Raw genomic sequence first — 13,258 nt, forward strand, 5'->3', positions numbered from 1 at the left:
CCGCATGAGGAAGGACACGCCATGGCACCGGGGCTGATCGCCGACTGGGCCCTGTGGGGCAAGGAGCCCCACACCAGCAGCGGATACGGGGTTCTCGCCGCCCACCCGCCCGGCCGCAGCGCCGAGTTCAACGCCGCCGTCCACCACTGGTCGCCGGGTACTCCGGAGCCCGGCGACCCGTTGCCGTGGATCACCATCGGATGCGCCAGGGGCCCGGACGGAGCCGGCACGGTCGGGGTCTTCCTGCTGGACGGCACGGACGGCGTGGACGGCAGCAACCGTGCGATCCACCGGATCAACCACTTCGCCGTCCCCTACGCGGCGATCGAGGCGGCGGGCATCGGCTGGTGCGCGCTGGCCCGGGCCGCCCACACCGCGGCCGCGGGCCTGACCGGCGCCGGACCCGCGCACCTCGCCTTCCGCGAGGAGGACCTGCTGGTCACCGATGTCAGCGCCAACATCACCCCTCGGGTCTCGGAGCTCACCCGATGGCTGGCGGCCGCCGCGGCCCATCTGCTGGACGGCCCGGTGGCGGTGACGGGCGACCGCCACCACGAGCCGTTCCAACTGCTGCGCGTCCTTGACTCCGTGGCCGCCCTGCTGCCCTTCGGCATGCGCAGCACCCTGTCCGCGGCCAGCTCGACGTCCTCGGGCTCCGAGGTGCCCATGCGGCTGTACTGGGGTGACGCCGACGGGTCCCCCGGAGTGACCGGCCTGACCCTGAGCGGCGAACTGCCCGATCTCGGCGAGCTGTCCCCGCAGGCGCGCAGCTACCACGACCTGCTCATCGAGAACTGGACCGCGCACGGCGGCGACGCCGTCGTGCGGCATCTGGCCGACGCCCGCGAGCCGTTGGACATCTCGGGGCCCGACGCGCACGCGCGGGCGCTGGAGGTACTGGAGGCCCTGGACCCCTCGCTGGCGGTCGTCCAGGCCGTCTCCGAGGGCCAGGAGGTGGGCGCCGACCGGATCAACCAGGCCCTGCGCACGCCCGGGATCAGCACCGGAGCGCTCGCCGTCCTCGCGGGGAAGGCGCTGACGGACCCGGACACCGGAATGGAGGCCCTGGCGCCCCTGATGTCGAGCCCCGTCGTCTCCCAGGCCTTCCGCGACCAGCTCTTCGACGATCTGCTCCACGGGCGGACGGACGTGGCCCGCCGCGACTTCGAGAACATGCGTGCCGCCCTCACCTCCACCGGGCGGAGCCTGGATCCTCTCGACGAGGTCCTGGCCGGCGTCATGGACGAGGTCCGGGCCGGCTGCCCGCAGGGCGTGCCGGATCCCGTGACAGAGCGGCTGCTGCCCGCCGTCGCTCCGTTCACCGAGGGCACCATGCGCTTCACGCAGTCCATGCTGTGTCAGGTCCCCGGCCTGGCGGGCGGCCTGGTCCGGGCCCTGTACGAACAGACCGACCCGGGCGGTCGCGTCCTCGCCTGGCTGCGGTGGCTGTACGGCGAGGCCGGGCCCGAACGGCGGACGGACATCGCCGGCAGCCCGGAACTACCGTTGCTGTACGCCCTGTTGAGCTCCGGCACCGGCCCGGCCGAGGCCGACCGGAAATGGGCCGTTGGCCACCCCGAGGCGGCGGCACGCCTGCTGGAGGGCGCGGTCGTCTGCGGAGCCGTCGACGAGGTCCTGCTGCCCGGCTTCTTCCAGGGGCTCCTCGGCTGCGTACTCCGCTCCGCCTCCACGGCGGACGACGCCCCGACCCACTCGCCGCTCTGGCGCACTCTGGACCGGCCGCCCGCCCGGATGCGGCCGGAGACCGCGGCCCACTGGGACGTGCTGTGCCTCCTGGCCGGCCTGTCTCCGTCGGGCTTCCTCACTCTGGCCGCCGCGGCGCCGCAGCCCGGCACCGCGGGCCCCACGGGACGGGTCGACACCTATGTCTCGGCCCTGCGGGCGGCGCTCCACCCGCGCCCCGCGCAACAGCACGCGACCACCGTGGTCCACCTCCTGCTCGACCGGGCCCTCTCGGTCGACGGGACCACCGGTGAGGGTCCGGGACAGGCCGGCCGCGACCTCGCCCTGCGCCTGTCGGACTGGCCCGACCCCTGCCCGCGGATCGTCCTCGACGCCGTGCACCGGCTCGCCACCGAGGCGCCGCACTGGCGCGAGACGCCCGAGGACCAGCGGTGGCTCCTGCGCATCGCCGACCGCCTGCCACGGCTGCGGCCCGTGATCGCCCTGCGCGAGGTCTACCGCCTGGCGGCGCGCTGCTCGGGCGTCCCGGAGGACTGCGAGAAGCTGGCCGTGCAGACCTGCGCGGCACGGCGGACGGGCGCGGAGAACGACCAGCTCGCCGCCGCCCTGCAGACCTGGGCCGCCCACGGACGCGTCGGCGAACGCGTCCTCGCCCTGCTCGAGGCCTACGAGCTGGCCTGGGCCTCCTACGACGCGACCGGCCGCGCCGCCGAGGAGCGCGAGCACCTGGAACTCGCCCTCGTCCGGGGCAGTGCGGGCCACCGGATCTGGTCGCACTACCGCGATCACGCGATCGGCAGGCAGGCACGCCTGAAGGACGAACTCGACCGGCAAAGCCGGCAGTGCGACCGGGAGATCGCCCGGCTGCGCAAGCTCGACTCCCTCGCCGCCCGCACCCGTACCTGAACCACGCACGACCCCAGGGGGACACCACCTCATGCCCACCACCCGGGCCACGGCCCACCGAGCCGCGCTGCTCGCCCTCGCCTTCCTGCTGGCCCTGAGCGGCGCGGCGCCCGCCGCTGCCGCGGACCCACCGGCGCCGCGCGACGACATCTACCGCTCGCTGAAGGTCGACGACGTCCCGGCGGCCTACGTCGTCCTCGTCGACGTCTCCAGCTCCATGCAGGACCGGGGCCCCGACGGCGTACCGCTCTACACCACGGTCAAGCGGCGCCTGGCCGACTTCCTCGACTCACTCACGCCCGCCGACCAGGTCGCCGTCGTCACCTTCGGCCGGGCGACCGGCGTCGTCCACCCGATGTCCCCGGCGAACCGCACCGACGGCCTGTTCACCAGGGAACTCCCCCAGGCCGCCAAGGAGTCGGCGAGCGACCACGGCGCCGCGCTGGACGCCGCCGCCGACCAGCTCGACCACAGCACGGCCCCGGTCGGCGCGGTGCTGATGCTCACCGACGGCGCCGTGAACGCGCCGGGCAGCCCCTACGCCCGTCTGGGCAGCACGGCCTGGCAGCGGCTGAAGTCGCGCTACGCCGCGCTGGACGCGGACCGCAAGATCATGGGCTACGGGCTTCCGCTCGCCGAGGGCACCGGGGTGTCCGATGTCCTCGGCAGCGCCTTCGGCGCCCCGCGGATCCTGCCGGTCGACCCCACAGCCCTCGGCTCGCAGCTCAGCGGCGCCAAGGACCAGGTCCGCACGCAGAAGGCGGTGTCCCTGCTCCGCGCAGACCAGGGCGGCACCGTCACCGTGTCGGTCGCCGGTGAGGGGGTGCACGGGGCGGGTGGCGAACACGTCACCGTGGGCACCGGGGACCGTACCGGCGTCCGCACCCGGACGCTTCGGGTGACGCTGGAGTCGAAGGCCCGGCACGTACCGCTGACCGTCCGGCTGACGACCACCGGGGACGCCGGCGGTCCGCGGTCGGCCCCGGCCGGGCCGGCCGCTCCGGTCACCCTGCGACCGGGTGAGAAGAAGACCGTGCCGATGACGCTGACCTGGCGTCAGGAGCCCCGGTTCAGCCTCGTCCCCGGCTCCCGCGACTTCCAGGCACGGGTGGGTCTGCGCGCCGAGATCTCCTCGGCGTGGACGACGACGGTCCGCGGGTCCCTGGGCGAGTCGAAGTTCTCCACCGGCGAGCCGGTCGTCACCGCGCTGGACCTGCGGGGCACGGTGCCCGGCCGGCCGCCCGGCTGGCTCTACCCCCTCGTGCTGCTCGTCCTGCTGCTGGGATCAACCCTGGTCTGGCACGTCCACCGGCGGCGCAACCCCGAGCTGAGCGGGCTCCTGGTCGTCACCGACCTGCGGACCGGGAACCGCCAGACGATCCCGCTGCACGGCCGGGAGGTCACCCAGGAGACGGACGCCGGGCAGGTGCGGGCCAGGGTCACCGTACGCGGCCGGCAGGAGGCCGGACGCCCGGTCCTCGTCGTGCGGTGCGAACGCGACGCCCCGCGCGCGGGCGGGGAGCGGCTGCGCGACACCGGCACCTGCGAGCTGGGCAAGTCCACCGTGCTGTGCGGCATCGGCTTCTCCCACGAGACGGAGAACGAGGCGGTCGTCCTTCAGTGACCCCCTCCCAGCCGGGCGCCACGGAACGGCCCGGAGAAAGGACGTGGACATGGTGATGCCGCTGGATGCGGACGGCGATCCGCCGGAGGCCGCCGGTTTCCGGCTGCTGGGCAGACTGGGCACGGGCGGGTTCGGCACGGTCTACCTCGGCCGGCGGCCGGGTGAACGGCACGGCCCGGACACGCTGGCGGCCGTGAAGCTCCTCAAACACGAGTTCACCGAGGACGCCCAGCACATGCAGCGCTTCCACCAGGAGAGCAAGGCGCTGGAGCGCTGCAGGGGCGCGCGCATCCCCGAGCTGCTCGCGCTCGACTTCGGCGCCGGGCGGCGGCCCACGCTGGCCACCCGCTTCATCCCCGGCCTGTCGCTGTACCGGGTCGTTGAGGAGCACGGCGGCCCGCTGCCCCGCGACACGGTGCACACGCTCGCCGCCGAACTCCTCGACACCCTCGGCACCGCGCACCGCAAGGGGCTGCTGCACCGGGACCTGCACCCGGGGAACATCCTGCTGACCCACGACGGGCCGTGGATCATCGACTTCGGGCTGACCCGGATCCGCGGCCAGCGGGTCACGCTCACCCTCGACATGGTCATCGGCCACCCGCACTTCTGTGCCCCCGAGCAGGTGCGGGGGCTGGCCAGGACCGGGCTCGCGACCGACGTCTTCGGCATCGCCGGCATCGTCCTGTACGCCCTCACCGGCCACCCGCCGTACACGGCCGAGAACGACGCCCGGGCCATGCTGGTGCGCCGGGTCAGCGGGGCCGCGCCCGACCTGTCCGGGCTGCCGGACGACGCCACGGGCCGGCTGATCCGCGCCTGTCTGGCCGAGGATCCGGCCGACCGTCCCCGGCTGGACGAGGTCGCCGACGGCTTCGGCCGGCCGGGCGCGCTGCGGCTGCCGGTGGACGTGGGCCGCACCCTGACCGCCTACCGCGCGGAACTGCGGGACTTCCTGGCCGGGGCGGGCAACGCCGCCGATCTGACCGTGCCGTTCCGGCCGGGGCGGCGCAGCTGGAGCGCCGACGTCGGGGAGTGGCCGCAGTGCGTCGTGGCCACCGAGGAGGACGGGGTGGTCGTGGCCGACGGCGGCGGCGCGGTGCGCTGGCTGGACGCGGCCACGGGCCGGGAGAAGGTCCGCAGGCCGGACTTCACCGCTCCGGTGCAGTTGTGCGCGGACGGCGACGTGCTGCTGGTGTGCGACGCCGACGGCCGGCTGGAGTCCTGGGACATCCGGGAGCACCGTCTGTGGTGGTCCTCGGCCACCGGCAGCCTCGCCCATGCCCGGGTGCTGCTGCGCGGGCGGAGCGTGTTCCTCGGCGACGCGACCGGCCGGCTGCACCACTTCGACGCGGTCACCCGCCGGCTGTGGTGGGAGACCGATCCGCTCACCGACACGTCGGGAGCCCCGGCCGTCCCGGTGGTCGCCGGCGCCCGGCACGTGTACCTGTCGGCCGAGCGGGGCGCGGAGATCCTCGCCGTCGACGACGAGGACGGCGCCCTGGCCTGGAAGGCGCCCGCACGGCTGCCGGCCCCGGTCCTGGCACCGCCGCTGCCGCTGGAGGAGCACCTGGTGGTCGCGGACGGGGAGGGCACGGTGAGGTGCCTGGCGGCCGCCGACGGCTCCGCCGTGTGGGAGGCCCGGCTCGGCGCGCCGGTGGTGGCCCCGCCGGTCCGGGTGCTCGACACGGTGATCGTCGGGGATGTCGCGGGCACGGTCCACTGCCTGGGCGCCGCGACCGGCGAGCCGGTCTGGCGCGCGCACCACGGGGAGCGGGAGGAGTTCTTCGCGCTGTGCTCCGACGGGGCCGCGGTGTACGCGGGCGGCTGGAGCGGGCGGCTGCATCTGCTGGACGCGTCGGACGGGGCGTCGCTGCAGAGCTTCGACCTCGGCGGCCAGATCCTGGCCACGTCCTGCTCCCCCGGTGGCCGCAGCGTTCACGCCGCCTCGTCCGGCGGAACCCTGCACACACTGCCCGCCGCGGCGGCGAACACCACCGCGGTCCGGTAGCGGAGGGGCATGCGGGTCTCCACCATGCGAGGGCGCGAGTCTCCACCATGCGAGGGCGCGAGTCTCCACCATGCGAGGGCGCGAGTCTCCACCATGCGAGGGCGCGAGTCTCCACCATGCGAGGGCGCGGCCTCGGCGACCCGGCGGCGGCGCTCCAGGTAGGCCGGGCCGCCCCAGCCGATGCGCCGCCGGCCGGCGCGGCGGGCAGTCCGCCGCCGTGCGGCCGCAGGCAGGCGGCGGCCTGGGCGCACCCCTCGCAGGTGGCGAGGTGCCGGGAGAGGTCCTCGGGCGTCTCGGCGGCGGACGCGGGGCGAGTGACCGCGTCCAGCAGCCCCGCGTAGCCGCGGCGCTCCGCGTCCATCGGGCATGCGGGGGCGCGGGGCGCGGGTCTCCGCCGGGCGGGGACACGGGGCGCCGGTCCCCACCACGCAAGGACACGGGGCGCCGGTCCCCACCACGCAAGGACACGGGGCGCCGGTCCCCACCACGCAAGGACACGGGGCGCCGGTCCCCACCACGCAAGGACACGGGGCGCCGGTCCCCACCACGCGAGGACACGGGGCGCCGGTCTCCGCCGCGTCGGGCGTGCGAGGGCGAGGGGCGTGTGCCCTCAGGCGCCCCGGCCTTCGAGCACCGCCATGGCGGCGTTGTGCCCGGGCACTCCGCTGACCCCGCCGCCGCGTACCGCGCCCGCGCCGCACAGCAGCACGTTGGCGTGCCGGGTCTCCACGCCCCAGCGGCCGGTGCCCTCCTGGGCGTACGGCCAGCTCAGCGCCCGGTGGAAGATGTTGCCGCCGGGCAGGCCCAGGTCCCGCTCCAGGTCCAGCGGGGTCTTGGCCTCGATGCAGGGCCGTCCGTCGGCGTCGGTGGCCAGGCAGTCGGCGAGGGGTTCGGCGAGGTGCGCGTCGAGCTGCGCGAGGGTCGACTTCAGCAGCTCCCCGCGTACGGCGTCGTTGTCCCGGGCGAAGAGCCGGGCGGGTGTGTGCAGGCCGAACAGGGTGAGCGTCTGGTAGCCCTGTTCGACCAGGTCGGGGCCGAGGATGGTCGGGTCGGTCAGGGAGTGGCAGTAGATCTCGGAGGGCGGCGCGGCGGGCAGCTCGCCCGCGGCGGCCCGCGCGTGGGCGTCGGCGAGCTGCCGGTACCCCTCGGCGATGTGGAAGGTCCCGGCGAAGGCCTCGCGCGGGTCGACGGCGGTGTCGCGAAGCCTGGGCAGCCGCTTGAGCAGCATGTTCACCTTCATCTGGGCGCCCTCGGCGGGCTCCGGCGGCTCCTCGCCGGTCAGCGCGGCCAGGGCCTGCGGGGAGGCGTTCACCAGCACGTGCCGGGCGCCGACGGTGCCCTCGCCGTCGCGGGTGCGGTACGTGACCTCCGCGGCGCGCCCGTCGCTCGCCACCCGTGTCACCTCGTGGCCGGTGGCGATGACGGCCCCGGCCCGGCGGGCCGCGGCGGCGAGGGCGTCGGTCAGGGCGCCCATGCCGCCGACCGGTACGTCCCAGTCGCCGGTGCCGCCACCGATCACGTGGTACAGGAAGCAGCGGTTCTGTGCCAGGGACGGGTCATGGGCGTCGGCGAAGGTGCCGATGAGGGCGTCGGTGAGGACCACTCCGCGTACGAGGTCGTCGGCGAAGCGGTCCTCGACGGCGACGCCGATCGGCTCCTCGAACAGGATCCGCCAGGCATCCTCGTCGTCGACGCGGCGGCGCAGTTCCTCGCGGGTGGGCAGCGGCTCGGTGAGCGTGGGGAAGACCCTGCGGGCGAGGCGGCCGGTCATGCCGTAGAAACGCTGCCAGGCCTCCCACTCGCGGTCGGAGCCGGTGAGCCGGGCGAACGCCGCGCGAGTCCGCTCCTCGCCGCCGCCCACGAGCAGTCCGGTGGGCCGCCCCGCGCGTTCGACGGGCGTGTACGAGGAGATGGTGCGGGTACGCAGCCGGAAGTCCAGGCCCAGGTCCTGGACGATCTTCCGGGGCAGCAGGCTGACCAGGTAGGAGTAGCGGGACAGCCGTGCGTCCACGCCGGCGAACGGACGGGTGGAGACAGCGGCGCCCCCGGTGTGGTCCAGCCGCTCCAGCACGAGCACCGACCGTCCGGCCCGGGCCAGGTAGGCGGCGGCGACCAGTCCGTTGTGCCCTCCGCCGACGATGACAACGTCGTACGTCCCGTGTCCCTCGTGTGCGCTCATGGTCCTTCGTAACACGCGGTGATCCACTTCGGCCAGGGCGCGGTCCGCTGCGGATCCGGGGCGCATGCCCAGGTCCTGTCGTCACATTCCCGTCGTCCGCCCGAAGGGTGGGCCGCGCGGCTTCCGGTGCGTGTGATCGCAAGGCGCCGGAGCGCCCTCGTGGCGGAGCCGCGTGGGCGGTTCGGCAACGCGACTGGGGGTCCCCCTGCTCGAAGAGCTTGGGGGAGTGCGTGCCAGACGCCGCGAGGCAGGCGGGAATTCGACGACAGGGCCTATGGCCCGTCGGCCGCGCGCTGCCCGCGCAGGACGGCGACCCTGCGGTACAGCTCGACGGCCTCCCCGCCGCGGCCGAGCTGTTCCAGGCAGTGGGCCTCGTCGGTGCGGCTGGAGAGGGTGTCGGGGTGGCCGGCGCCCAGGACGCGCTCGCGGGCGTCGGCCACGGCGCGGTACTCGGTGAGCGCGTCGGCCCAGCGGCCGAGCCAGCCGAGGCTGACGGCGACCTCGCGGCGGCTGACGAGGGTGTCGGGGTGGTCGGGGCCGAGCGAGCGCCCGCGGATCGCGCACACGTCGCGGGATTCGGCGAGGGCCTCCTCCCAGCGGCCGAGCCGGCCGAGGTTGACCCCGTAACCGTGGCGGGCGCGCAAGGTCTCGGGGTGCGCGGGGCCGTGCACCCGGGTGCGGTCGTCGATCAGGGCGCGGTACAGCTGGAGCGCCTCCGCGCCGCGGCCGAGCCGGCCCAGGCTGATGCCGACCTCGTAGCGGGCGGCCAGGGTGTCCGGGTGGTCGGCGCCGAGTGCCCGGGCCCGTGCTTCGGCGACGTCGCGGTAGGTCTCCAGGGCCTCCGCCCACCGTCCCAACTGACCGAGCGCGTAGGCGACTTCGAACCTGGTGACCAGGGTGTCGGGGTGCTGCGGCCCGAGCACCCGGGCGCGGGCGGCGGCGACCTGGCAGGCCATGCGGTAGGAGTCGTCCAGGCGGCCGAGCCGGCTGAGGCTGAAGGCGAGGTTGTGCCGGCAGCGCAGGGTGTCGGGGTGGTCCGGGCCCATGATGCGCTCGCGCGCGGCGAGCACCGCGGCGTACACCTGGTGCGCGTCGAAGTGGCGGCCCAGGCGGCCCAGCACGTACGCCATCTCCTGGCGCACGGCGAGTGTGTCCGGGTGGTCGGAGCCGAGGGCCCTGATCCGCGCCTCGGCCACCTGCTTGTACTCGCGCAGCGCTTCGGCGGCGCGCCCGGTGCGGCTGAGGCCGAAGGCGAGTTCGTAGCGGCTGGCGAGGGTGGCGGGGTGATCGGGGCCGAGGAGGCGGGCGCGCTCGCCGGCGACCGCGCGGTGTGCCTGGGCCGCCTCGTCCCAGCGGCCGAGCCGGCCGAGGCTCAGGCCCGCCTGGTGCCGGTCGGCCAGCGCTCTGACGGCCTCCGGTGACGGGACGGGCCGCCCGCCGGGCGGCCGCCCGGTCTCCGCGGAGCCGTCGGCGGCGGCGCGCGGGATCCACTCCCCGGTCAGGCCGCCCGCCGCGTCCGGGCGTGCGCTGCGCGGTCCTCCGGCACCGGCCGCCTTGTGGCCGGTCGTCATGCCCCGCGTCCACGAGGGCAGGCGGGCGTCGCGACCGGCCGGCTCGGACGGGCGGGGCCGTGGCAGCGGGGTGGCCACCGTGGGCGCGTACCGCGGCGCCGCCGTGCGGCCGGCGATGATACGGCGACTCAACTCGTGTGCGTCATACGGTCGTCGCTCGGGAGGTTTGGCCAGCAGGTCGAGGACGATCCGTTCCAGGTACTCAGGGAGTTCGGCGCGGTGGCGGCGCGGCGGCTCGGGCGGGGTGTCGCGATGGCCGACGAGGACCGCCCAGGCGTCGTCGAAGTCGAACGGCGGTGCCCCGGTGGCGAGTTCGTACAGCACACAGCCCAGCGAGTACAGGTCGCTGCGCTGGTCGACCTCGGTTCCGCCGATCTGTTCCGGCGACATGTAGTGCGGGGTGCCCATGGCGACGCCGGTGCCGGTCAGCCGGGCGGTGAAGCCGATGTCGTGGCCGAGCCGGGCGATGCCGAAGTCGCAGATCTTCACCGTGCCGTCGGTCAGGCGCATGATGTTCGCCGGTTTCAGGTCCCGGTGCACGATGCCCTGTTGGTGGGTGTAGGCGAGGGCGGCGGCGACCTGTTCGGCGATCTCGACGATGTCGGGCACGGCCAGGGGCCGGTGGCCGTTGTCCTCCAGCAGCTGTCCGAGGTTGCGGCCGTCGAGCATCTCCATCACGAGGTAGAGCACGCCGTCGGACTCGCCGAAGTCGTGCACCACCGTCACCCCGCGGTGCTGGAGCGCGGCGGCCACGCGGGCCTCGCGCCGGAACCTCTCGCGCAGCACGCGGGTGAAGGACGGGTCGTGGTGCCGGCCGAGCGGTTTGAGGCACTTCACCGCGACATGGCGGCCCAGTGACTCGTCCCGCGCCCTCCAGACCTCCCCCATGCCGCCGCGCCCGATCGTGTCGAGCAGCCGGTAACGGCCCTGGATCAGCATGGTCTCCGACATCTCGCGCCGCCCCCGTCGCCGTGTACCCCGCCTCTCCGGGCCGTGCCCGCCGTACGGGCCGCCCCCTGGCCCGTCCCGGCGCGGCCCGATCCGCGGGGAGACCCTCGTCCAGTATGGCGAGCCGCCGCCCGGCTTTGTACGGGGCGGGACGGACCCGAGGGCCCGGAGCGGACCCGTCCACCAGCCCTGAAGCAGGCGCCTCACCGCAAGCGAAGGGGGCCCTTCTCGTCCACGGGCGGGAGGGGCCTCGGTACGCCGACGGGCGTGGAGGGGGCGGCCGTGCTCCTGGTGTGCCTGTTCACGACAACGGCGCGAGGATGGGTGTGCCGGTGTCGTGAGGGGCTCGACGCGGCCGGCCCGCTCCCGTCCGCGGGCGGTGGCGGAGGTGCGGTGGGCCGCCGGGAGGTGGTGGTCCCGTAGCACGGTCGAAGCCGCGACCCGGAGCACCGGACCGTGATGTGGTCCCACCCGCGGCTCATCGGTCGCGGTGCGCCGCGAACGTCCGTCCTGGGATCTGCTGCCGCAATCCCGCCTGCCCGGGTGCGGCCGGGCGGACGGGTCGCGATGATGGGTATGCGCGGGGCCGTACGCCGGTCACCCGGGACTCGGAGAGGAGGCGCCGTCGTCATGTCACGTCCCACCCCGTCCCGCCCGGCGTCGAGCGGCACCGGTCGCGGAGACGGGCGCTCACGGCGGCCGAGTTGAGCGAGCGGGAGTCCGCCGACCGCCCGACGACACACCTGGGGTGGGCCGCTGAGCTCTACCGGCGTGGCAAGCGGCTGGAGCTCATGCACCGGGCGATGGGGTTCGCCACGCTCTCCCTGGTCACCCTCGCCCCGTTGCTGATCGTGGTGGCCGCGCTCGATCCGCTGCACCACGGCGGGTTCGCGTTGTGGCTGGTGGACGGCATGGATCTGTCCGGCCGGTCCGCCGACGTGCTCTCCGAGGTCTTCAGCCCGGCCCGCAAGGTGGCCGGCAGCACCAGCGTATGGGGTCTGGTGCTGCTGGCGGTGTTCGGCGTGTCCTTCGCGTCGAGCGTGCAGAACGGCTACGAGCGGGTGTGGCGGCTGCCCGCCGGACCGTGGCACCGGATCTGGCGGCAAGCCGTCTGGCTGATCGCGCTCATGGTGTACCTGTACGTGCAGGTGCTCACCCGCACCGTGTTCGACGGGACCTACCGCATGCTGCTGAGCGTGGGCATCGGCGTGCTGTTCTTCTGGTGGGGCCCGCACTTCCTGCTCGGTCACCAGGTGCGCTGGCGGCTCCTCCTCCCCGGCGCCGTCGCCACCATGGTGGGGCTGGTGGGTCTGCGGGCCTTCTCGTTCCTGGTGTTCACCCCGCTGATCGTGACCAACGCGTTCAGCTACGGCGCCATCGGCACCATCCTGGTGGTGGAGTCCTGGCTGGTCGGCGCGGGGTTCGTCGTCTACGGCGGCGCGCTGTTCGGCCATCTGTTCTGCGACCGCATGGGGCACCTGCTGGAGCACGAGGAGGGCCCCGAGGAATGAGTCCGCGCCGCACGGGACGACATGCGGGAGGGGGCCGGTCCGGCGAGCGGGAGGGCGGCATCGCTGGAAACACCGGCCCGGTGGGAGCCGGGGCGGCGGGGCGGCCTGGCGGCCGCCCCGCCGGTCTCACCTGCTCCGCAGCGTCTCGAGCGTCGCGTCGAGCCGGGCCGCGCGCGGCCGGTTGTGGGGGAGCTTCGCGAGCAGGACGGCCATGCCGCAGGTGTCGGTGAGCGCGGAGAAGACCAGTCCGCCCGCCACGCCCGCCGACAGGATCAGGAAGGCCGGGTGGACGAGCAGCCCGAGCACCACGCCGAGCAGCACCAACGATCCGGCGGTGAAGCGCACTTGGCGTTCCATGCTCCAGCCGGCCGAGGTCTCGCAGGCCGTCGGCCGGTGCAGCTCGTGACCCGCTGACGCCCAGGCCCCGGTGCCTCCGGCGAGGGTGGCGGCGCCGACGCCGTGCCGGGCCAGGTACACGCAGGCCTTGGCCGAGCGGGCGCCCGAGGCGCAGACGACGAGGACCTCGCCGCGCCCCGCCGCGTGCCGGATCTCGGGCAGCGCCTGCCGGACGCGGTCCAGCGGGATGTTGAGGGCGCCGGGGAGGTGTCCCGAGGCATACTCGCCGGTCGTGCGCACATCGATGACGGTCAGCTCGTCGAGCCTGGAGTGCGCCTGCTCGACGAGCAGGGAGACGGGGGTGGAGGGAACGGTCACGGCAGAACGGGTCCTTTCCGGTCGGTGGGGTGGTCGACGTCGTCCCGAAGACGGACGTACAGTACCCCCAGGGGTATTTTGCAAGGAGTG

The 13,258-nt window shown here is 74.7% G+C and carries 7 protein-coding genes; 4 read left to right on the forward strand and 3 right to left on the reverse strand.

What is annotated here, in order from left to right:
- Nucleotides 1–21: 21 nt before the first annotated feature.
- The 3 genes from ACFY3J_RS13360 to ACFY3J_RS13370 are packed head-to-tail and all read left to right on the forward strand — an operon-like array spanning nt 22 to nt 6,245.
- Nucleotides 22–2,610 carry a hypothetical protein gene (locus ACFY3J_RS13360; protein ID WP_390840875.1) on the forward strand — a complete coding sequence of 863 codons (2,589 nt, stop codon included), beginning with the start codon at nt 22–24 and terminating at the stop codon, nt 2,608–2,610.
- 31 nt (nt 2,611–2,641) lie between these two features.
- Nucleotides 2,642–4,234: a VWA domain-containing protein gene (locus ACFY3J_RS13365; RefSeq protein WP_390840876.1), complete on the forward strand. Its 1,593-nt coding sequence runs from the start codon at nt 2,642–2,644 to the stop codon at nt 4,232–4,234.
- Nucleotides 4,235–4,283: 49 nt separating this feature from the next.
- Nucleotides 4,284–6,245, forward strand: a complete 1,962-nt coding sequence (locus tag ACFY3J_RS13370; protein WP_384179879.1) for a PQQ-binding-like beta-propeller repeat protein — start codon at nt 4,284–4,286, stop codon at nt 6,243–6,245.
- 610 nt (nt 6,246–6,855) lie between these two features.
- On the opposite strand, the gene ACFY3J_RS13375 is transcribed toward ACFY3J_RS13370, so the two are convergent.
- Nucleotides 6,856–8,424 carry a phytoene desaturase family protein gene (locus ACFY3J_RS13375; RefSeq protein ID WP_390840877.1) on the reverse strand — a complete coding sequence of 523 codons (1,569 nt, stop codon included), beginning with the start codon at nt 8,422–8,424 and terminating at the stop codon, nt 6,856–6,858.
- Nucleotides 8,425–8,696: 272 nt separating this feature from the next.
- Nucleotides 8,697–10,946, reverse strand: coding sequence for a tetratricopeptide repeat protein (locus tag ACFY3J_RS13380; protein ID WP_384179875.1), 2,250 nt, complete (start codon nt 10,944–10,946; stop codon nt 8,697–8,699).
- Between the two features lie 701 nt (nt 10,947–11,647).
- Between ACFY3J_RS13380 and ACFY3J_RS13385 the strand changes: the two genes are divergently transcribed.
- Entirely contained in the window at nt 11,648–12,454 is an 807-nt protein-coding gene (locus tag ACFY3J_RS13385; RefSeq protein ID WP_384179873.1) for a ribonuclease BN, read from the forward strand.
- A 126-nt stretch (nt 12,455–12,580) separates the two neighbouring features.
- Here ACFY3J_RS13385 and ACFY3J_RS13390 read toward each other — a convergent pair whose 3' ends face one another.
- Nucleotides 12,581–13,168 (reverse strand): rhodanese-like domain-containing protein, encoded by a 588-nt coding sequence (locus ACFY3J_RS13390; protein ID WP_390840878.1) that lies wholly within the window; start codon nt 13,166–13,168, stop codon nt 12,581–12,583.
- Nucleotides 13,169–13,258: the final 90 nt, after the last annotated feature.

It is taken from the genome of Streptomyces sp. NPDC001231 (assembly GCF_042896885.1).
Taxonomy (GTDB): domain Bacteria; phylum Actinomycetota; class Actinomycetes; order Streptomycetales; family Streptomycetaceae; genus Streptomyces.